Annotated in this window: 21 protein-coding genes; 10 read left to right on the top strand and 11 right to left on the bottom strand. The window is 69.1% G+C overall.

What is annotated here, in order from left to right:
• The first annotated feature begins 160 nt into the window (after positions 1 to 160).
• The 7 genes from O5K39_RS05630 (at position 161) to mnmC (ending at position 6636) form a co-directional block, all read left to right on the top strand.
• Entirely contained in the window at positions 161 to 1963 is a 1803-nt protein-coding gene (locus O5K39_RS05630) for a long-chain-acyl-CoA synthetase (RefSeq protein WP_271146301.1), read from the top strand.
• Positions 1964 to 2215: 252 nt separating this feature from the next.
• Positions 2216 to 3085: a flagellar motor stator protein MotA gene (gene motA, locus O5K39_RS05625; RefSeq protein WP_271146300.1), complete on the top strand. Its 870-nt coding sequence runs from the start codon at positions 2216 to 2218 to the stop codon at positions 3083 to 3085.
• Between the two features lie 123 nt (positions 3086 to 3208).
• Positions 3209 to 3604: a hypothetical protein gene (locus tag O5K39_RS05620; protein WP_271146299.1), complete on the top strand. Its 396-nt coding sequence runs from the start codon at positions 3209 to 3211 to the stop codon at positions 3602 to 3604.
• Between the two features lie 93 nt (positions 3605 to 3697).
• On the top strand, positions 3698 to 4108 hold the full coding sequence (locus O5K39_RS05615) for a hypothetical protein (RefSeq protein ID WP_271146298.1): 411 nt from the start codon (positions 3698 to 3700) through the stop codon (positions 4106 to 4108).
• A gap of 13 nt (positions 4109 to 4121) precedes the next feature.
• Positions 4122 to 4319 carry a hypothetical protein gene (locus O5K39_RS05610; RefSeq protein ID WP_271146297.1) on the top strand — a complete coding sequence of 66 codons (198 nt, stop codon included), beginning with the start codon at positions 4122 to 4124 and terminating at the stop codon, positions 4317 to 4319.
• Between the two features lie 133 nt (positions 4320 to 4452).
• Positions 4453 to 4755, top strand: a complete 303-nt coding sequence (locus tag O5K39_RS05605; protein WP_271146296.1) for a hypothetical protein — start codon at positions 4453 to 4455, stop codon at positions 4753 to 4755.
• Positions 4756 to 4851: 96 nt separating this feature from the next.
• Positions 4852 to 6636, top strand: a complete 1785-nt coding sequence (gene mnmC, locus O5K39_RS05600) for an FAD-dependent 5-carboxymethylaminomethyl-2-thiouridine(34) oxidoreductase MnmC (protein WP_271146295.1) — start codon at positions 4852 to 4854, stop codon at positions 6634 to 6636.
• Here the strand turns inward: mnmC and accD are convergent.
• From accD to O5K39_RS05550, 10 genes are read right to left on the bottom strand one after another with little or no spacing between them, the layout of a single operon-like run.
• Entirely contained in the window at positions 6633 to 7529 is an 897-nt protein-coding gene (gene accD, locus O5K39_RS05595) for an acetyl-CoA carboxylase, carboxyltransferase subunit beta (protein ID WP_271146294.1), read from the bottom strand. The genes mnmC and accD overlap by 4 nt on opposite strands.
• 10 nt (positions 7530 to 7539) lie before the next feature.
• The gene (gene trpA, locus O5K39_RS05590) at positions 7540 to 8370 is read right to left on the bottom strand and encodes a tryptophan synthase subunit alpha (protein WP_271146293.1); all 831 of its coding nucleotides are present in this window, start codon (positions 8368 to 8370) and stop codon (positions 7540 to 7542) included.
• Positions 8367 to 8816 (bottom strand): hypothetical protein, encoded by a 450-nt coding sequence (locus tag O5K39_RS05585; protein ID WP_271146292.1) that lies wholly within the window; start codon positions 8814 to 8816, stop codon positions 8367 to 8369. The genes trpA and O5K39_RS05585 overlap by 4 nt, the downstream gene beginning before the upstream one ends.
• Entirely contained in the window at positions 8813 to 9301 is a 489-nt protein-coding gene (locus tag O5K39_RS05580) for a hypothetical protein (RefSeq protein ID WP_271146291.1), read from the bottom strand. Before O5K39_RS05580 ends, O5K39_RS05585 begins: the two co-directional genes overlap by 4 nt.
• Positions 9302 to 9317: 16 nt before the next feature.
• Positions 9318 to 10532: a tryptophan synthase subunit beta gene (gene trpB / locus O5K39_RS05575; RefSeq protein ID WP_271146290.1), complete on the bottom strand. Its 1215-nt coding sequence runs from the start codon at positions 10530 to 10532 to the stop codon at positions 9318 to 9320.
• A 32-nt stretch (positions 10533 to 10564) separates the two neighbouring features.
• Positions 10565 to 11206, bottom strand: coding sequence for a phosphoribosylanthranilate isomerase (locus O5K39_RS05570; RefSeq protein WP_271146289.1), 642 nt, complete (start codon positions 11204 to 11206; stop codon positions 10565 to 10567).
• A 33-nt stretch (positions 11207 to 11239) separates the two neighbouring features.
• Positions 11240 to 12454, bottom strand: a complete 1215-nt coding sequence (locus O5K39_RS05565; RefSeq protein WP_271146288.1) for an FAD-binding oxidoreductase — start codon at positions 12452 to 12454, stop codon at positions 11240 to 11242.
• Between the two features lie 32 nt (positions 12455 to 12486).
• Positions 12487 to 13239 (bottom strand): pseudouridine synthase, encoded by a 753-nt coding sequence (locus tag O5K39_RS05560; protein WP_271146287.1) that lies wholly within the window; start codon positions 13237 to 13239, stop codon positions 12487 to 12489.
• 25 nt (positions 13240 to 13264) lie between these two features.
• Complete coding sequence (locus O5K39_RS05555) at positions 13265 to 14176, bottom strand: class I SAM-dependent methyltransferase (RefSeq protein ID WP_271146286.1); 912 nt, start codon at positions 14174 to 14176, stop codon at positions 13265 to 13267.
• 50 nt (positions 14177 to 14226) lie between these two features.
• Entirely contained in the window at positions 14227 to 14721 is a 495-nt protein-coding gene (locus tag O5K39_RS05550) for a hypothetical protein (protein WP_271146285.1), read from the bottom strand.
• A 105-nt stretch (positions 14722 to 14826) separates the two neighbouring features.
• Here O5K39_RS05550 and pgi point away from each other — a divergent pair, with 105 nt between their 5' ends.
• Positions 14827 to 16443 (top strand): glucose-6-phosphate isomerase, encoded by a 1617-nt coding sequence (gene pgi, locus O5K39_RS05545; RefSeq protein ID WP_271146284.1) that lies wholly within the window; start codon positions 14827 to 14829, stop codon positions 16441 to 16443.
• Between the two features lie 58 nt (positions 16444 to 16501).
• Here pgi and O5K39_RS05540 read toward each other — a convergent pair whose 3' ends face one another.
• Entirely contained in the window at positions 16502 to 17044 is a 543-nt protein-coding gene (locus O5K39_RS05540) for a hypothetical protein (protein WP_271146283.1), read from the bottom strand.
• 175 nt (positions 17045 to 17219) lie between these two features.
• Between O5K39_RS05540 and O5K39_RS05535 the strand changes: the two genes are divergently transcribed.
• Both O5K39_RS05535 and groES read left to right on the top strand, forming a co-directional pair.
• On the top strand, positions 17220 to 18578 hold the full coding sequence (locus O5K39_RS05535) for a tetratricopeptide repeat protein (RefSeq protein ID WP_271146282.1): 1359 nt from the start codon (positions 17220 to 17222) through the stop codon (positions 18576 to 18578).
• A gap of 186 nt (positions 18579 to 18764) precedes the next feature.
• Positions 18765 to 19049, top strand: a complete 285-nt coding sequence (gene groES / locus O5K39_RS05530; protein ID WP_271146281.1) for a co-chaperone GroES — start codon at positions 18765 to 18767, stop codon at positions 19047 to 19049.
• Positions 19050 to 19086: the final 37 nt, after the last annotated feature.

The raw sequence follows: 19086 nt of genomic DNA, 5'->3' as shown, positions 1-19086 counted from the left end.
TTCAAGGCCACGCTTCCTGACGCGGCGTCACCGGCGCAACGGCGCCACGGCGGGGCTGAAAACCGTCCTGTGACGGCAAGTCCCTACTACGCGAGTTGACCCGGACCCGGCGGATGTCCCATCACAGCCTCAAGGCGACGTATCAGGAGTGACGACAACCATGGGTCTCGCAGCGAACATTCGGCGCGACCTCAAGTTCGCCCTCGGCCTGCGTGCGCTGCTCAACCGCATCAAGCCGATCCAGCTCGACAGCGACGTCCTGGTCTGTGACGACTTCGAGGAGGCGGTCGACAAATTCGGCGACAATGTCGCGGTCGAGGACGAGCATCGCTCCCTGACCTATCGCGAGCTGGACGCCCTGGCCAACCGCTATGCGACCTGGGCGCGGGGCCGGAACCTGCGCCGCTCGGACGTGATCGGTCTGGTCATGACCAACCGCGCCGAATATCTCGCCGCCTGGATCGGCTTCTCCAAGGTCGGAATCGCCACGGCCCTGATCAACACCAATCTGTCGGGTCAGGCGCTGGCCCACTGCCTGAACATCGTCAATGTCGCCCAGGTGGTCGCCGACGAGGACACCTGGAAACAGGTCGAGACCGCCCGCGCCCATGTGAACCGCACCGTGCTGCTCTGGGTCGTCGGCCTGAAGACCGAGGACGAGGCGTCGGAGCGGCGCAATCTCGATAATGCGGTACGCAGCGGCTCGTCGGTGCGCCCGCCCAAGACCGTGCGCGCCGGCCTGACCAACCGCGACACGGCCCTGTATATCTACACGTCGGGAACCACCGGCCTGCCCAAGGCCGCGCGCATCCCGCATTCGCGCGCCCGCACCTATATGCGCGCCTTCGCCGGCTGCACGAAGTCGGGGCCGGAGGACCGGATCTACAACGTCCTGCCGCTGTATCACTCGACCGGCGGTCTGGTCGGGGTAGGCCCCGCCCTGCTGAACGGCGGCCGGCTGATCCTGCGCAAGCGGTTTTCCGCGACCCATTTCTGGAGCGACGTGAAGACCTCCCAGGCGACGATGTTCGTCTATATCGGCGAACTGTGCCGCTACCTGGTCAACTGCCCGCCCCACGACGACGAGCGCGCGCACAAACTGACCCTCGCCTACGGCAACGGCCTGCGCCCCGACGTCTGGACCGACTTCCAGTCGCGGTTCGCCATTCCCCGCATCCTGGAATTCTACGGCTCGACCGAGGGCAATGTCTCGCTGTTCAATTTCGACGGCAAGGCGGGGGCCATCGGGCGGGTGCCCAAATTCCTCAAGAAGCAGATCAACATCCGTCTGGCCCGCTTCGACGTCGACACCGACGAGGTCGTGCGCGGCAACAACGGCCTGGTCCAGGAGGCCCGCGTCGGCGAGATCGGCGAGGCCATCGGCGCCATCGCCAACGACATCCGTCACGACTTCTCCGGCTATGCCGACAAGGCGGCGTCGGAAAAGAAGATCCTGACCGACGTCTTCGCGCGCGGCGACCGCTGGTTCCGCACCGGCGACCTGATGCGCCAGGATTCGGAGGGGTATTTCTACTTCATCGACCGGATCGGCGACACCTTCCGCTGGAAGGGCGAGAACGTCTCGACCTCCGAGGTCGAGCAACGCCTGACCGAGGCACCGGGCGTCAAGGAGGTCATCGCTTACGGCGTCCCCGTCCCGGGTCAGGAGGGCAAGGCGGGGATGGTCACCCTGGTGCTGGACGGCAGCCGCTTCAACGCCACCAGCTTCAACGCCTATGCCGCCGAACACCTGCCCGCCTATGCCCGGCCTGTGTTCGTGCGCATCGCCAAGACGCTGGAGACCACCGGCACCTTCAAATACCGCAAGGTTGATCTGGTCGCCGACGGCTTCGATCCGGCCAAGGTCGATGGGTCGGTCTATGTTCGCGGCGGCAAGGCCGGCTATCAGAAGCTGACGCCCGCCGGGTACGAGGAAATCATCTCGGGCGCGTTCCGGCTGTAGAGCCAGCATTCTTCCCCCGCTTGCGGGGGAAAGCGGTCCGTCGTCGAGCGAAGCGAGACCAGGACCGATGGGGGAAGTCTTCCTTCTTCGCCCTGCGCGCCACTGCCCCCATCGTCGCTGGATCGCTTCGCGATCGACGCGACACTTCCCCCGCAAGCGGGGGAAGAACAGAGCAGCCGTCCCGTACAGCTAACAGCCCCTTAAGCATTAACGGTCATGGTCGGCGCACTTCCCGCGCGCCCCGGACCCAATATGTTTCAGATCATCGGCCTCGTCCTGCTGTTCGGCCTCGTGTTCGGCAGCTATGCGATCTCGGGCGGCAAGTTCGACGTGATCACCCACGCGGCCCCGCACGAACTGATGGCCATCGGCGGCGCGGGCTTTGCGGCCTTCCTGATCTCCAACGGCGTGCCGGTGCTCAAGTCCTCGCTGGCCGGCTTCGGCAAGGCCTTCGCGGGCCCGAAATGGAAGAAGCAAGACTACAAGGACCTGCTGTCGCTGCTGTTCCAACTGACCAAGACGATGAAGTCCAAGGGCGTCATCGCCTTGGAAAGCCACATCGAAAAGCCGGGCGAGAGCGCGATCTTCCAGAAATACCCCAAGGTCATGAAGGACCATTTCGCCATCGACTTCATCTGCGACACCCTGCGGATGATGACGATGAACCTCGAGGATCCTCACCAGATCGAGGACGCGATGGAAAAGCAGCTCGAGAAACACCACCACGAGGCCGCCGCCGCCCCCCACGCCATCCAGAACCTGGCCGACGCCTTGCCGGCCCTGGGCATCGTCGCGGCCGTGCTGGGCGTCATCAAGACCATGGGCTCGATCACCGAGCCGCCGGAAGTCCTGGGCGGCATGATCGGCGGCGCCCTGGTCGGCACCTTCATGGGGGTGTTCATGGCCTATGGCATCGTCGGCCCCCTGGCTGCGCGCCTGCAGGCCATCGTCGATGAGGAAGCCGCCTTCTACAAGATCATCCAGTCGGTCCTGGTCGCCCACCTGCACGGCAACGCCGCCCAGATCTCGGTCGAGATCGGACGGGGCGACATCCCGTCCTCGGCCCAGCCCTCGTTCAGTGAGATGGAAGAGGCCCTCGCGGCGGCTCCGACCGACGCGTAGCAGAATGCCGGCGGCTCCAACCGACGCCTGAACCACCCCGCGCTGAAGCGTTGCGGGAACAGAGCTCGCCGACGGCCGTTTCGTCTCCACCAGCGACCGCGAGGTCGCGAAGGAGACCGTGCCATGAAGACCGCCATGCTGATCGCCGCCGCTGCCGCCGCCCTGACCCTGGCCGCCTGCAACAAGCCCGCCGAGGAAACCGCCGACACCTCCACCTCCGTCGTGCCCGCCGAGGCCACCCCCTCCGACAGTGCGATGGCTCCCGCCGACGGCGCGATGGCGTCGGGTTCCGCCGCGTCTGGCGCAGATCCAGCAGGCCCGATGTCCGCCCGCGCGCCTTCGACCGGGAACGCCGGCTCGGGCCAGGAGACGATGCGTCCCGCCGGGTCGGGCGCGATGTCGGGCCAGCCCATGGCCTCGACGGTGCCGAACGCCCAGGAGACGATCGCGGCCACCAAGCCGACCCTGTCGCCCGGCGGCGCCTCAAGCGGCCCGACGGCACCCCCCCCGGCCAACTGACGACAAGGAGCGGCGCGTCCGATTTCGCGCCGCTCCGCTCTTGCCTCGCGCGCCCGGCCGGAGGATTGTCCGCGCCGGGACGGGGGCGCAACCATGATGAACCGCACAACGGCGACGGCAACGAGCGTTCTGGCTTTTGCAGCCCTGGTTCTGGTCGGTTGCGGTCAGCAGGCCTCGGTGCCGGGTGCACCTGGCCAGACTGCGGAATCCTCGCTCGAGCCGATCGACGCTGTGCCCCTGCCGCTCGACGACAATCCCCTGACCCCGTCGCCTATGGTCGAGCAGCCCAGGGCCGAGGCGAAGAGCGACGACAAGCCCGAGGCCGCGACGGCGGAAGCCGCCGCTCCGACCACGGCAACCGAACCCGAAACGGCGTCGACCACAGCCGCCATGAACGCAGAGCCTGCGCCTCGCCCCCGTGTCGCGCCCGTGCCTGCTCCGAGGGACGCCTCGCCTCCGCCGCCTGAAAAGAGCGAGCCGGAAAAACCCGTCCTGAATTTCTGACCGGAGGCCCGTGATGCGTGTGTCCCTGATCCTGCTGGCCGGGCTCGCCCTTGCGGCGGCCGGCTGCGACCGCAAGCCGGAACCGCCTGCGCCGGCCGCGACGGCCCCGGACCCGGCTGCACCCGCCCCCGGCACCCAGGCGGCAGAGGCCATCGGCGCGGATTCCGACGACAACGCCGCCGTTCTGCCGCCCGACAAGAAGCCGCACTGACCTGACGTGCCGATCACGGATGATCACAGGCGATCACGGGCGCGTGAGAAATTCACTTGCGATTTGTCGCGACCCGTCCCTATCCTCCCCTCGCGGGGCTTCAAGATCCCGTGACATAGGAAGGAATTCCACGATGACCATTCGCCAACTGCTGGCCGTTTCGGCCGCCGGTCTCGCCGCAGTCGCCCTGGCGGCCTGCACGCCCAAGGCCGAGGAAAAGGCCGCCGACGCCGCCGCCGATTCGGCTGCCGCCGCCGACACCGCCGCTGACGCCGCGGCTACCGCCGACGCCGCTGCCACCGACGCCGCCGCCGCCGCCGGTGAGGCTGCATCGGCCGCTGCCGCCGCTGCACCCGCCGCCGCCGACTCGGCCATGGCGCCGGCCACGGGGGCCATGGCCCCGACCGCCGCAGCCCCGGCCGCCGAGAAGCACTAGAAGGCATCGTCCGGCGCATCCTTTCGGGTGCTCTGACGGATCGGGGGTCGCACGTCGTGCGGCCCCTTTTTCGTGTGAAAATGCTAAGCGAGCGCCGTGCCCCCTCCTCCCGACACCGCCGACGACGACGCCTCCCCCCGCCTGACCTGGGCCGAGGACGGGGCACCGCGTTCAGGCCGGTTCGGCGACGTCTATTTCTCGGCCGACGACGGCCTGGCCGAGAGCCGGGCGGTTTTCCTCCAAGGCTGTGGCCTGCCCCAGGCCTGGGCGGGGCGCGCGACCTTCACCGTCGCCGAGCTGGGATTCGGCACGGGGCTAAACATACTGTCCCTGCTCGACCTGTGGCGGCGCGAGGGGCCGGCGAACGCCCGCCTGCACGTCTTCACCGTCGAGGGCTTTCCCCTGAGCCGCGACGAGGCGGCCCGCGCCCTCGCCGCCTGGCCCGAACTGGCCGAGATTTCGGGCGTCCTGCTGGATCGCTGGCCCGCCGGCGATCCCGGTGTCCACCGGATCGACCTGCCCGGGTTCAACGCCGTGATCGACGTCGCGGTCGGCGAGGTCGTCGATGTCCTGTCCGCCTGGACCGGCCGCGCCGACGCCTGGTTCCTCGACGGATTCTCCCCCGCCCTGAACCCCGGGATGTGGTCCGAGCCCGTGCTCGACCTGATCGCCGCCCGGTCCGCGCCCGGTGCCCGCCTGGCCACCTTCACCGTCGCCGGGTTCGTCCGGCGTGGCCTGACGCAGCGCGGCTTCCAGGTCGACAAACGCCCCGGCCACGGCCGCAAGCGCGAGCGGCTGGAGGCGACCTTGCGTCCCACCGTCGCCGTCATCGGCGCAGGCATCGCCGGGGCCTCGGTCGCCCGCGCCCTGATCGCGGCCGGCTGCATCGTCACCGTGGTCGAGGCCGACCGGCCGGGCGCGGGAGGTTCGGGCTTCCCCGCCGCCCTCGTCACACCCCGTCTCGATGCCGGCGACGTCGGTATCGCGTCCTTCCACGCCCAGGCGCTGGACCGCGCCCGCGAACTGTATGCCACCGTCCCGGACGCCATTGTCGGCGAGGGGGTGGTCCAGCTCCATCAGACCGACCGCGACGCCGCCCGTTTCGACAGGATCGCCGCCCAGTCCTGGTGGTCACCCGGGGCCATGACCGTCATCGACGTCGCCGGGGCCACGGCCCGTCTGGGCGAAGAGACAAACACGGGCGGCCTGCTGATGGCCGGGGCCCTCGCGGTGGCCCCCGCCCCCATCCTGTCCGCCTGGATCGAGGGCGCTCGCCGCATGACCGGCACCGTCGCCGCAATCACGCCCGGCGAGAGCGGCGGCCGGTCCCTGACCGACCCCGACGGCGTCGTCATCGCCGAGGTCGACAGCGTCGTCATCACGGCGGGATGGGGCGCAGCCGCCCTCGCGCCCGATCTCGATCTGCGCCCCGTGCGCGGTCAGGCGAGCTGGGTCGAAGGGGGCACGACGCCCGCCGTCGCCTGGGGCGGTTACGCCGTGCCGACCACGGACGGCCTGTTGTTCGGTGCCACCCACGATCGCGACGACGTCGGGACGGATGTTCGCCCCGCCGATACCGAGCGCAATCTCCAGACCCTGGCCGCCCGCCTGCCCCGTCTGGCGCAGGTGGTTGGGACGGCCGGGCCGATTCAGGCGCGCGCCGCCGTCCGCGCCACGACCCGCGATCGCCTGCCGGTCTGTGGTGCCCTGTCCGATCAGCCGGGCCTGTACGTGCTCGGCGGCCTCGGCTCACGCGGATTCTGCGTCGCACCGCTGCTGGGCGAGCACATCGCGGCCGTGGTCACGGGGGTGGCATCCCCCATGGCGGACGATATGGCCGAACGTCTCGCGCCTGGCCGGTTCGCTGGAAGGCGCCCCTAGGCGGCGCGCCGACGCCCATCCATCAGCATGGACAGAACTCCGCCCAGCACGGCCGCCATCTCGGGGCGGCTGACGACGCGGTCGACCATGCCCTTTTCCTGAAGATATTCGGCGCGCTGGAAGCCGGGGGGCAGTTTCTCGCGGATCGTGCTTTCGATCACCCGCGCGCCTGCGAACCCGATCAGGGCCCCCGGCTCGGCCAGGTGAACGTCGCCCAGCATGGCATAGCTGGCCGTCACCCCGCCGGTAGTCGGGTCGGTCAGGACGACGACGTAGGGCAGCTGCGCGTCCTTCAGCTCCTGCACCGCCAGGGTGGAGCGGGCCATCTGCATCAGGCTGAGCGCGCCCTCCTGCATCCGGGCCCCACCGGCGGCGGTGAAACAGACCAGGGGCACGCCGCGTTCGATCGCGGCGTGGGCGGCGGCGATGAAGGCCTCGCCCGCAGCGGTGCCCAGCGACCCGCCCATGAAGCTGAAGTCCTGGACGATGGCGACGGCGGGGGTTCCGGCAATCTCGCCCGCCCCGATCATCATCGTGTCCTTGCGTCCGGCGGCTTTCCGCGCCGCGCTCAGCCGGTCCTTGTAGGACTTGCCGTCCGAGAATTTCAGCGGGTCCTCGGGCACGTCGGGCGTGGCGATGGCCTCATAGCGGCCGTCGTCGAAGGTGAAGCGCAGCCGCGTCTCGGCATTGATCCGCATGTGGCGGCCGGACGGCGTGACCCACAAGGCCGTCTCCAGATCCGGCCGGTAGAGCATGTCGCCCGAATCCGGATCCTTGACCCACAGGTTGTCGGGGGTGTCGTTGCTGCGGCGGCTGACGATCTTGCGCACGCCGGGAGCGAAACGGCTGAGCCATCCGCCACGTTTGGGTTCTGTCGATTTGTTGTCGGGCATGGTCGTGCCTTTAGACGGTTTCCGCCACGCGCGCACCTCGGACCGCATCGCCCAGAACCTTGACCTTGGCCAGCACGGCATCCACCGCCGAGGTTCCGGCCGACAGCGCGCCCGCGACCTCCTCGACCAGGACCGAGCCGACGACCACGGCATCGGCGACACGAGCGATCTCGGCGGCCCGTTCCGGCGTCTTGACCCCGAAGCCGACCGCGACTGGCAGGCCCGACGCCGCCCGCACCCGCTCGACCGCCGGCGCGACCGACACGGCCTGCGCCTCCTTGACCCCCGTCACGCCCGCGACCGAGACATAGTAGACAAAGCCCGAGGTACGCCGTGCGATGATCTTCAGCCGCGCATCGTCCGACGTCGGCGTGGCCAGCCGGATCAGCGAGACCTGGGCCGCATCCAGCGCGTCCGACAGGGGATCGGCCTCCTCCGGTGGGCAATCCACGACGATGCAGCCGTCCACCCCCGCCGCCGCCGCATCGCGCGCGAAGGCGTCGTATCCATAGGATTCGATCGGATTGAGATAGCCCATCAGGATCAGGGGGGTCTCGGCGTCGCCCTCGCGGAACGCCTTCGCCAGATCGAGCGTGCCGCGAAGCGTCAGCCCGGCCTTAAGCCCGCGCAGCGCCGCCCGCTGGATCGGCGGCCCCTCGGCCATCGGATCGCTGAACGGAAAGCCCAGTTCGATGATGTCGGCCCCGGCTGCAGGCAGGCCGCGTAGGATCTCCAGCGCCTCGTCGCGCGTGGGATCGCCGGCCATCACATAGGCCACGAACCCGGCCCGGCCCTCGGCCTTCAGAGCAGCGAAACGGGCGTCGATACGGGCGGTGGTCATTCGGCGGGTCTCGGAGGCGTCGGGCTTAGGGAAGCGGCAGGGCGGGGCGGGGGGCAGGTCCCCGCCGGGTCGACCGCAAACAGCAGATAGGCGGGGTCGCCGGGTGCCATGGCCTCGGTGCCGGGGAAGGCGGCGATCGACAGGCGCTGGCAGCCGCCGTCGTCCAGCGGACGGATCATCATCAGGGCGTTGGCGGCCCCTCCGGCGTCCTGCCAGCCCCGCGCCTTGGCAGCCTCGATATATTGAAAGGCCCGTTCGTTGCCGAGGGCGACGGTCGTGGCCAGACAGTCGAACGGCTTGCCCAGGCCCTCGAACCGCTCGCGCAGGCCCATGCATTCCGCAGATCGCGTCGTCCCGTCGAGCATCGGCAGTCCCAGGGCTTCGGGCAAAACCACGGCGGGCGTGGTCTGCACCGCCAACGCAGCCATCAGGGCCAGGACGCTCATTGGGCGGTCGATCCGGGGGGAGCCGCGCAGACATTGCCCGGAATGGTCGCGAAGCCGAGATAGCCCAGGCTGGTGGGTGAAGCCGGACGCGTGGTGTCGTAGAAGGCCTGCATCTGCATGCCGTCGCAGCCGCCGCCGTCACGACGACGCACGAAGACGACCCGGTTGTCGTCGCCGCCGGCCGCCAGCCAGCCCCTGGTCTCCAGATCGGCGATATAGGCCTCGGCGACCGTCCCGACATTGGCCATCAGGGCGGCGACGCAGAAGGCCTTGCCGTTCAGGCCGTACAGATTGCCGCAATCCGGCGCGAGTTCCGCACCCGGAAGCAGGGGTATGTCCGTCGCAGGCCCGCCCTGGGGCCCGATCGGCTGGGGCACGATGGGCGCGGGCGCGGTGGTCTGCACGCCATCCTGAACCGGTGCCTGGGCCTGGGCCACGCCGCAGACCGCGAGGGTGGCGGCGAGAGCTGCGATCACTGTCTTCATAAGCAACATTCGAGCCCTAGAGCTCGACTCCCAGATGTTTGGCCACCGCGAAGATGTCCTTGTCGCCCCGCCCGCACATGTTCAGCACCACGTCGCCGCCGGTGCCGACCTCGGCCGCGATCTCGCCGATGCGGGCCAAGGCGTGGCTGGGTTCCAGCGCCGGAATGATCCCCTCCAGCTTCGAGCACAGCTGGAAGGCTTCCAGCGCCTCCGCATCCGTCGCCGCGCGATACTCGGCCCGGCCGATGTCCTTGAGCCAGGCGTGTTCCGGCCCGATGCCCGGATAGTCGAGGCCCGCCGAGATCGAATGCCCCTCCAGTATCTGGCCGTCCTCGTCCTGGAGCAGGTACGTCCGGTTGCCGTGTAGCACGCCCGGCCGTCCGCCCTGGATCGAGGCCGCATGGTCCGGCCCGTCCAGCCCGCGCCCGGCCGCTTCGACACCGATCAGCCGCACGCCCGCGTCCTCGATGAAGGGATGGAACAGGCCGATGGCGTTCGACCCGCCGCCGATCGCGGCCACACAGGCGTCGGGCAGTTTTTCGCGCCTGGCCAGCATCTGGATCCGCGTCTCCTTGCCGATCACGCTCTGGAAGTCGCGCACCATGGCCGGATAGGGGTGCGGTCCCGCCGCCGTGCCGATCAGATAGTAGGTGTCGCCGACATTGGTGACCCAGTCGCGCATCGCCTCGTTCATCGCGTCCTTCAGCGTGCCGCGACCGCTCGTCACCGGCACCACCTCGGCGCCCAGCAGCTTCATGCGGAAGACGTTCGGCGACTGACGCTCGACGTCGGTCGCGCCCATATAGACCACGCACTGCAGGCCGAACCGGGCACAGACCGTCGCCGTGGCCACGCCGTGCTGGCCGGCGCCGGTCTCGGCGATGATCCGCTTCTTGCCCATCCGCATGGCCAGCAGGATCTGGCCCATGCAGTTGTTGATCTTGTGCGCGCCCGTGTGGTTCAGCTCGTCGCGCTTGAACCAGATGTTGGCCCCGCCGTGATGCTGGGTCAGCCGCTCGGCCAGATACAGAGGGCTGGGCCGCCCGACATAGTGGGTCAGGAAGTCGTCGAGCTCGGCCTGGAACGTTGGGTCAGCCTTGCACGCCTCGTACGCCGTGTTCAGCTCCAGCACGAGCGGCATCAGGGTCTCGGCCACGAACCGCCCGCCATAGGGGCCGAACCGGCCCTCCGCGTCGGGCATGGCGTACTGGTTGGGGATGATGGCGTTCACGGGCAGGACCTTCACGCGGGGAGGCGTCGGAATTAGGACCGGGCCACAGCCTTCAGAAAGGCCGCGATCCGGCCGGCGTCCTTAACACCCGGCGCGCTTTCGACGCCAGAGGACACATCGACCAGCGGTGCGCCCGAAACCCGCACGGCTTCGGCCACATTGTCGGGGTTGAGCCCCCCCGCCAGGAACCAGGGCTTCTGGAACGTCCGTCCGGCCAGCAGCCCCCAGTCGAACCGCGCCCCGACCCCGCCGGGCAGGGCCGATCCCTCCAGCGGCTTCGCGTCGAACATCAGGTGATCGGCGACCGGCTCCCAGTCCGCCACGCTCGCGAAATCCGCCTCGGTCCTGATCGGCAGGGCCTTGATGATCCCCGCCCCCGTCAGCCGCCGGATCTCCGCTGCTCGCTCAGGCGTTTCCGACCCGTGCAACTGGATGAAGTCCGGCCTCAGGATCAGCCCGATCTCGGTCAGCAGCATGTCGCCCGGATCGACCACCACCGCCACCACCTTCGCCCGCCCCCGCGCCCGCTCGAACAGGGTCGCAGCGTGCAGCGGCTCGAGATGACGCGGGCTCTTCTCGAAAATCACCGCGCCGACGAACGCCGCCCCGTGGTCGAGCGCCGCATCAAGGGTTTCAGGCGCGGTCAGGCCGCAAATTTTGGCACGGGTCGTCATGGATGTGGGAGGTGCGTGGCCCCACGCTGCCCGTCAAGCCCGATAAAGTCCCGCATCCGGATCACTCCCGCCGCGCACCTCCGCCGCCACGATCTGGGAGGCGATGACCGAATAGGTGATGCCGTTGCCGCCGAAGCCCATGACCGCCCAGGCGTGGTCCATGCCCTCGACCGGGCCGATCGAGGGCAGGCCGGTAGCACTCTCGCCGAAGGCCCCGGCCCAGCTGTAGTCGACCTCGAACTCGACCTGCGGCAGCAGCCGTTTCAGCTTGTCGGCGATGGTCGCGCATTTCCGGCGGCCCTTGGCCTCGTCCTCGTGGGCGGTCGGGGAGGCCTCGTCCTCGCCGCCGACGATCAGCCGGCCGTCCCCACCCATGCGGAAATACAGATACGGATCCGACGCCTCCCAGACCAGCATGTCGCGCAGCCAAGCCGGGCACCGCTGGCGCGGTTTGGACGCCATGGCCCAGGTCGAGATAACCTTCGCACCCGGCGTCGGCACCCCCTTGGGGAACTCATAGCCGCAGCAGAAGATCACCGACTTCGCCCGCACCGCATGGCCCGCGTCGGTCAACAGGGTGACGCCGTCGGGATCACTGGCCGCCTCCAGCACTTCGACCTGCGAATAGACTTTTGCCCCCCGCGCCTGCGCCCGCCGCAGCAGACCGGCCGCCAGCCGGGCCGGATCGCCGCTCGCCGAGCCCGCCGAGACGATGGCACCCGTCCGCTCGATCCCGAACTGTTCGCGCAAGGCCGCCGGGCCGACGTATTCGCTCTCCAGCCCGATCCCGGCCCGCGCCTCGGCCTCGGCCTCCAGCGCGCGATGTCCGTATTCGTCGCCCGCCAGATAGAGTGACGACTTGTCCTTCAGGCCGCAGACGATCCGTTCCTCCGCCACGATCGTCTTCAGCGCATCCACCGCCGAGCGCGACCGCAGATAGGCCCGCTTCGCACTGGCCATGCCGATCTTCTCGGCCAGGGCGGTCAGCGGCAGGTCGATCTCCCATTGCAGCAGGGCGGTCGAGGCCACGGTCGATCCCATCAGCGGCGGCCTGCGGTCCAGCACGGCGACCGACCCGTCCTTCGACAGCTCATAGGCCATGAAGGCCCCGCTGATCCCCGCCCCGATGATGGCGACATCGACGCTGATGGCCCGAGCCAGCGGCCGCACAGGCACGCCCAGGCCGGGACTATCCGCCCACAGCGACCGGCCGGTCCTGAGATCGCGTTTGAGGGTGGCACCGGTCATGGAAGTCTCCGATCAAGCGGAGCCTTAGCCGTTCAGCGTGCGATCGGTTCCGCCGCGAAGATCAGATCGATCTGCGCCGCATCCAGCAGCCGCCATTCCCCCGGCGCCAGATCGTCGGGCAGGACCAGCCCGCCCATCCGCTCGCGGTGCAGGGCCTCGACGTGATTGCCGACGGCCGCGAACATCCGCCGCACCATGTGATAGCGCCCCTCGGTGACCGTCAGCCGCGCCTCGGTCGGCGAGATCACCTCCAGCGACGCGGGCGCCAGCGGCTTGTCCTCACCCTCCAGCACCAGCCCGCCCGCCGCGAACAGATCGCCCTCGGTCCCGGCCAGCGGCCGCGCCAGCGTCGCGCGATAGACCTTGGCCACATGCTTCTTTGGACTGATGACCCGGTGCAGCAGGTCGCCGTCGTCGGTCAGCAGCAGCAGTCCCGAGGTCTGCTTGTCCAGCCGCCCGATGGTCGAGATCGCCGGATCGCGCCGACGCCACCGATCCGGCAGGACGTCATAGACCAGGGCCCCGTCCTCCTTCCTCGAACAGGTCATCCCCAGTGGCTTGTTCAGCATCATGACCAGGCCGGGCACGGGGTCGAGCGCCTCGCCGTCGATCTCCATCCGCTTCGACAGGTCCGGCGTCACCGCGATCCGCTGGGACACATCGGTCAGATCCGCGCCGTCCAGCACGATCCCCCCGACCTTGCCCAGCCGCGCGATCTCGGTCCGCGAGCCATAGCCCATGGAGCCGAGGAGTTTATCGACGCGGGATGTCGGGGTTTTCGTCATCGCGCTGCTTGCGGCCACAGGGGGGTCACTTTACGCACTCGAACAGCTTGTAGGGCCCGCCGTCGCCGGCCGGGGTGACCCGCTTGAACGACGCCTTCAGTTCCGCCTCATAAGGCAGGTGCCGGTTGGCCACGAGCCACAGGACGCCGCCCTTGCCCAGCATCTCGGCCGCCTTCTTGATGAAGGCCTGGCCCAGACGACGGTCCTCGGCCCCGCCGTCATGGAAGGGCGGGTTCATCACGATGAAATCCAGATCGCCGGTCGCTTCGAGCGTCCGCGCATCCGCCCAGTCGAACCCAGCCCGCTGATCCTCGACATTGCGCCGGGCCGCCTCGACCGCCCGCCGATCCACATCGACCAGCCGCAGCGAGGTCACCGCCGCCGACCTCAGCACCACCGTCGCCAGCGCGCCGTAGCCGCAACCCAGATCGGCACCCGCCCCCTTCAGCGGTGGCATCGTCTGCGCCAGCAGGGCCGATCCGGCGTCGATACGATCCCAGGCGAACACGCCCGGTTGCGACCAGGCGTCCAGCCCGTCCACCCGCTGCATCGCCCCTGCCGCGATCGCCTCATCGATACCCGTCATGATCTCCGGCCGGATCACGACACAGCGCCGGTGGTGAGCCTTGGCTGTCTCGCCGACCTCGACGCCGAACGCCGTCAGTTCCTTCTTGAGCCGCGATCCGCCCTTGTCCTTGGGCGCCATGACGTCCAGCCGCCCGCCGGCCTTCAGGGCCCGCAGCGCCAGCGCCAATGTGTATCGCCGCTCGAGCACGCCCGGAGGCGCATAGATCATGGCCTCGTCGAGCGACCCGGTCTCCAGGCTCTCCAGCGCGGTCGATCCGGGGATCAGGGGGGAGGTCTGGGTCGCGCCGCCCTCACCGGTGGCGGGCGGATCGAACACCAGCGGGGGCCGGCCATAAAGGATTGTGGTCATCGCCCGGACTTAACCGTCCGGCGCGCCCGCGTCACCCTCGATGCTTGAACCTAGCCCGGGACGCCGGACTGGGCGTCGGGCTGGGGCGGGGTGGTGATGACCTCGACATTGTCGTTCAGCAGATAGGACAGCTCCTCCAGCGCCACGGCACGGGCGGCCGGGGTGGCGGCGGTCTCGACGGCTTGGAGCTTTTTCGGAATATCCTCGGAAATGCCGCGCAGGATGCATTTCAGGTCGCCGTCGGTTCCCCGCTCCTTGAGGATCAGATGGGCCTGCATGTCGGTGGTCGACAGGGCGACGGCGCGGGTCTTGAACGCGGCATAGTCGGGCCCGGCGAAGAAGCCGGAGGCATCCGCCGAACCGTCGGCCTTCCAGGCATCGACCACGGCCTTCAGCCCGCTGGACCGGGTCACGATGTCCATGAACAGGGGCTCGTTCGCGACTGAGACGGGGGCACCGAGGACGGCGGGGGGCTGGGCGGCGGCCAGGACAACATTGGGGTCGCCCATCATCAGGGCCAGGCTGAGTGCGATGCCGCAGGACATGGAGGTCTCCTTCGCGATCACTTCGGGAGTCGACAGGGACAAAGCGATTGAACCGACTTACGCCTGACCCGTAAACGAGACCTTGAGAACCGTTAAGGATACGCGATGCCCGCAGCCACCTCCCACGCCGACTGGACCGCCTTCGACGCCGCTGCCGCACGCGACGCCGATGCCCGAATCGTCGATCAGTTCGCGGCAGACCCCGCCCGGCTGGAGCGGATGAGCGTCGAGGCGGCGGGCCTGTATCTGGACCTGTCGAAGCAAAGCTGGACGACGTCGGCGTTCGAGGCCTGTTTGGAACTGGCGCGCACGGCCGGGGTCGAGGCGGCGCGCGACCGGCTGTTCGGCGGCGAGGCGATCAACTCGACCGAGGGCCGGGCCGTGCTGCATCCGGCGCTGCGGGCCCGGATCGGTTCGGATTACAAGGCCCTGGGCGAACCGGTGTCAGCCGAGGTGGATGACGTGCGCCGCGCCATGGCCGACTATGCCAATGCCGTGCGGTCGGGGTCCGAGTCCGGCGCGACCGGACGCCCCTTCACCGCCATCGTCCACGTCGGCATCGGCGGCTCGGACCTGGGGCCTCGCGTGGTCTGGGACGCCCTGCGCCCCTTGCAGCCTGCGATCGACCTCCGGTTCGTCGCCAACATCGACCCGCGCGACATGGCCGAGGCCCTGACCGGGCTCGATCCCGAGACCACCCTGGTCATCGTCGTGTCCAAGACCTTCACCACGCAAGAGACATTGGCCAATGCCGAGGTCGCCAAGGCCTGGCTGGCGGCGGCGCTGCCCGAGACCGGCCGCGAGCGGCATTTCATCGGGGTCACGGCGGCCCCCGAGCGCGCCCAGGCCTTCGGCTGCGGACGCACCTTCGCCTTCCGCGACTGGGTCGGGGGGCGGTATTCGCTATGGTCGGCGGTGTCCCTGAGCTGCGTCATCGCCCTGGGCCCCGAGGTGTTCGAGGCCCTGCTGGCCGGCGCGGCCGAGATGGACGACCATTTTGTCGCCGCACCGCTGGACCGCAACGCGCCCGTTCTGCTGGCCCTGGCCCAGGTCTGGAACGTGGACGGTCTGAACCGCCCCGCCCGGACGGTCGCCCCCTATGCCCACGCCCTGCGCCGCCTGCCGGCCTTCCTGCAGCAACTCGAGATGGAGTCGAACGGCAAGCGGGTGTTTCGCGACGGATCGCCGGTCACGCGCCAGACCTGTCCGGTCGTCTTCGGCGAACCCGGCACCAACGGCCAGCACGCCTTCTTCCAGCAGATCCACCAGGGACCGCAGGTCGTGCCCGCCGAGTTCGTGATCGTGGCGAAGACGCACGAGGACGCTCCGGAATCGCCACTCTGGTCCAACGCCCTGGCCCAGGGCCAGGCCCTGATGCTGGGCAAGAGCACCGAAGAAGCGCGCGCCGAGTTGCTGGCCTCCGGGGCCGAAGCGGTCGAGGCCGACCGGCTGGCCACGCACAAGACCTTCCCCGGCAACCGCCCCTCGACCGCAATCGTCATGGACCGGCTGACACCCCGGACCCTGGGGGCGCTGCTGGCCCTCTATGAGCACAAGACCTTCGTCGAGGGCGTGATCTGGGACATCAACAGCTTCGACCAGTGGGGCGTCGAACTGGGCAAGGTCTTGGCCAAGGCGATCCTGAAGGACGTCGACGCGGGCGGGCCTTCGGCGGCGCTCGATCCCTCGACGGCCGGGCTGCTGACGCGGTTGCTGGGCTGACCGACATGAAAACGGGCGCCGAAGCGCCCGTTTCCCGATCCTGACGCTAGAGGCCCGCCTACCAGCGACGGTCGCGACGGTCCCGGCGGTCGTCCCGACGGTCGCCCCGGCGGTCACGGCGGTCGTCACGCAGCTGGCGACGCTCGTAGCGGTCATAGCCGTCGCGGCTGTTGATGCCGTGCTCACGCTCCCAGTGACCCTGGTTGCGCCAGCAGCGGCCGTCGCGGCGATATCCGCAGTCATCGCGGTAGCCCGAACCATAATAGCCGTTGCCGTAGCCGTAGTTGCTGCCGTAGCCGCTGCCGTAATAGCCGGGCGCATAGCCGTAGCTGTAGGATCCGCCGCGATAGGAACGGTTGTCGCTGGATGCCACAGCGCCCAGCGCCGCCCCGGCCAGGGCACCGCCCGCGACATACGAACCGTCGCCGTTGCCGATGATGGCCCCGGCGACCCCGCCGACCACGGCACCCAGAAGCGCGTTCTCGGCAGTGTTGTCGTTGCGGTCGCGATGGCGGCTCTGGGCATCGGCGGGCGCGGCGGCCAGCAGGGTCAGGGCCAGGGCCGGCGCGGCGACGGCAGCGAGTTTGGCGAACATCTTCATTTCTGGTCTCCTCCAAGAGCCCGTCGGCGCCCGCCGATGGTGTTGCATAAGGTCTAGCTTGGCCAGTCTGAACGCCTTTGCAGAATGCCGTTCATCTGGCGTTCATCGAGCGGCGGTCGATCGGGTCTTGTCGGCACCTTAGCCTCACCCTACCGTCAGGGTGAAAGGCTCTGAAATGACGCGACTTCCCGCCATCCTGATCGGAGCCGGACTGGCCTGCGCCGTCCTGTCGTCGATGCCGGCCCGGGCCGCCGTCGTTCAGGAATCCGCCGTTCAGACCGACGATGGCATCGCCGCCGCCCGGGCCCTGGCCGACGCTGGCGACGTCAAGGGCGCGGTCGACGCCTATCTGGCGGCCGCGACCACGCTTCGCGACGCCGACAAGTTCGACGAGGCCGCCACCGCAGTGGAGGCGGCGATCGCCTTGTCGCAAACCGTGGTGCCGCTCGGGGCCCTGGCCCGGCTGCGTCAGGACCAGGGCCGGTACGACGACGCGCGGGCCCTGCTCGACCGAGCCCTGGCCATCGCCGACGGTGATCCAGTGCAGGAGGGCCAGCTTCGCTACGACCAGGCCAAGGCCTACGATTCCTTGGGTCGCAACGAGGAGGCCGAGGTCGCGGCCCGCGCCAGCTACGACCTGCGCCGGATCAACATCGGACAGGTCCATGAAAAGACCGCCGACGCCCTGAACCTGTACGCCAATGCCCTGTCGGCCCAAGGGCGGCATGCCGAGGCCGACCCCGCCTATCGCCAGGTGTTGGGGATGTACGAGGTCCTGTATGGCCCCAAGGATTTCCACTTGGCCATCGTCCTGTCCAACCTCGGCAACTCCCTGCGTCGAACGGGCCGGGGGCGGCAGGCCAATCCCCTGTATCGCCGTGCGGTCTCGGTCGCCGAGGTGTCGGGGGACAAGGTGCTGCTGGCCCAGTGCCTGACCAACTACGGCTGGTATCTGCATACGCAAGGGGATGGTCGAAAGTCGGAGGCCATGTTCCAGCGTGCCCTGGCCTTGGCGCTCGACATCGTCGGCCCCGACCATCCCTTCACGGGGGTCGTTCGCGCCAACATCGGCTATGCCCTGGCCGATCAGGGCAGATACGCCGAGGCCGAAGTCGCCTTCGCCGAAGGGCAGCGGCTGCTGGAGGCAGGCCTGGGTGCCGACAGTCCCGACATCGTCGACACCCTCGCGGGCCACGCCGACGTTCTGGCCGCGCTCGACCGGTCGGATGAGGCCGAGACCCTGTATCGCCGCGTCCGGGCCATCACCACCAGCCGCCTGGCCCCGGACCACCCCGACACCCTGGGCGAATCCAGCCGCTATGCCCGCTTCCTGCTGACCCGCGACCGGCCCGGGGACGCTCTCGGCGAGCTCCGCACCTCCCTCGCAGCGCTGATCGGGCGCGAAGGTGGCGGCCGCGACTGGCGCACCAGCGTCCGCGGCGCCGGCCCCCTGTTCGAACGGCGGGTCGAGGCCAGCTGGCGGCTGGCGGCGCAAGCCCCTTCCGCCGGGGCCGCGACCGTCTTCGCCCACTGACGTTTTCGCGGTCGCGGCCGCTCCGCGTCACCGAAAATTCGCAAGCCCGGCCGATCCGCTCGTCTTGACGCTGGGGTGTCACCCCCCTACTTGCACCTCGCGTTAGCACTCGTGAGGCCCGGCTGCCAAAAGCTGGCCCCGAGCGTTACGAGGAAACTTTTAGAAGTCACATCGGAGAATACACAGATGGCGTTTCGTCCTCTCGGCGATCGCGTGCTGGTCAAGCGCGTGGAAGAAGAGTCCAAGACCAAGGGCGGGATCATCATCCCCGACACGGCCAAGGAAAAGCCTCAGGAAGGCGAAGTCATCGCCGTCGGCCCCGGCGTCCGTGACGACAAGGGCGTCGTCAATGCCCTCGAACTGAAGGCCGGCGACCGCATCCTGTTCGGCAAATGGTCGGGCACCGAGGTCAAGCTGGAAGGCGAAGACCTGATCATCATGAAGGAATCCGACGTCCTGGGCGTGCTGTAAGCACCCCGACGCTTCGACCTTCTTCAACGAAATCAAT

Origin of the sequence: Brevundimonas sp. NIBR10 (assembly GCF_027912515.1) — a bacterium.
Taxonomy (GTDB): Bacteria; Pseudomonadota; Alphaproteobacteria; order Caulobacterales; family Caulobacteraceae; genus Brevundimonas.
Note: the sequence above shows the minus strand (reverse complement) of the source record. Positions and strands in the feature narration are given on the sequence as shown.

What these genes read in the sequence shown, in the direction of transcription:
- O5K39_RS05630 (WP_271146301.1), top strand. Translation starts at nt 161, where the DNA reads ATGGGTCTCGCAGCGAACATTCGGCGCGACCTCAAGTTCGCCCTCGGC.
- motA (WP_271146300.1), top strand. Translation starts at nt 2,216, where the DNA reads ATGTTTCAGATCATCGGCCTCGTCCTGCTGTTCGGCCTCGTGTTCGGC.
- O5K39_RS05620 (WP_271146299.1), top strand. Translation starts at nt 3,209, where the DNA reads ATGAAGACCGCCATGCTGATCGCCGCCGCTGCCGCCGCCCTGACCCTG.
- O5K39_RS05615 (WP_271146298.1), top strand. Translation starts at nt 3,698, where the DNA reads ATGATGAACCGCACAACGGCGACGGCAACGAGCGTTCTGGCTTTTGCA.
- O5K39_RS05610 (WP_271146297.1), top strand. Translation starts at nt 4,122, where the DNA reads ATGCGTGTGTCCCTGATCCTGCTGGCCGGGCTCGCCCTTGCGGCGGCC.
- O5K39_RS05605 (WP_271146296.1), top strand. Translation starts at nt 4,453, where the DNA reads ATGACCATTCGCCAACTGCTGGCCGTTTCGGCCGCCGGTCTCGCCGCA.
- accD (WP_271146294.1), bottom strand. Translation starts at nt 7,529, where the DNA reads ATGCCCGACAACAAATCGACAGAACCCAAACGTGGCGGATGGCTCAGC.
- trpA (WP_271146293.1), bottom strand. Translation starts at nt 8,370, where the DNA reads ATGACCACCGCCCGTATCGACGCCCGTTTCGCTGCTCTGAAGGCCGAG.
- O5K39_RS05585 (WP_271146292.1), bottom strand. Translation starts at nt 8,816, where the DNA reads ATGAGCGTCCTGGCCCTGATGGCTGCGTTGGCGGTGCAGACCACGCCC.
- O5K39_RS05580 (WP_271146291.1), bottom strand. Translation starts at nt 9,301, where the DNA reads ATGAAGACAGTGATCGCAGCTCTCGCCGCCACCCTCGCGGTCTGCGGC.
- O5K39_RS05570 (WP_271146289.1), bottom strand. Translation starts at nt 11,206, where the DNA reads ATGACGACCCGTGCCAAAATTTGCGGCCTGACCGCGCCTGAAACCCTT.
- O5K39_RS05565 (WP_271146288.1), bottom strand. Translation starts at nt 12,454, where the DNA reads ATGACCGGTGCCACCCTCAAACGCGATCTCAGGACCGGCCGGTCGCTG.
- O5K39_RS05560 (WP_271146287.1), bottom strand. Translation starts at nt 13,239, where the DNA reads ATGACGAAAACCCCGACATCCCGCGTCGATAAACTCCTCGGCTCCATG.
- O5K39_RS05555 (WP_271146286.1), bottom strand. Translation starts at nt 14,176, where the DNA reads ATGACCACAATCCTTTATGGCCGGCCCCCGCTGGTGTTCGATCCGCCC.
- O5K39_RS05550 (WP_271146285.1), bottom strand. Translation starts at nt 14,721, where the DNA reads ATGTCCTGCGGCATCGCACTCAGCCTGGCCCTGATGATGGGCGACCCC.
- pgi (WP_271146284.1), top strand. Translation starts at nt 14,827, where the DNA reads ATGCCCGCAGCCACCTCCCACGCCGACTGGACCGCCTTCGACGCCGCT.
- O5K39_RS05540 (WP_271146283.1), bottom strand. Translation starts at nt 17,044, where the DNA reads ATGAAGATGTTCGCCAAACTCGCTGCCGTCGCCGCGCCGGCCCTGGCC.
- O5K39_RS05535 (WP_271146282.1), top strand. Translation starts at nt 17,220, where the DNA reads ATGACGCGACTTCCCGCCATCCTGATCGGAGCCGGACTGGCCTGCGCC.
- groES (WP_271146281.1), top strand. Translation starts at nt 18,765, where the DNA reads ATGGCGTTTCGTCCTCTCGGCGATCGCGTGCTGGTCAAGCGCGTGGAA.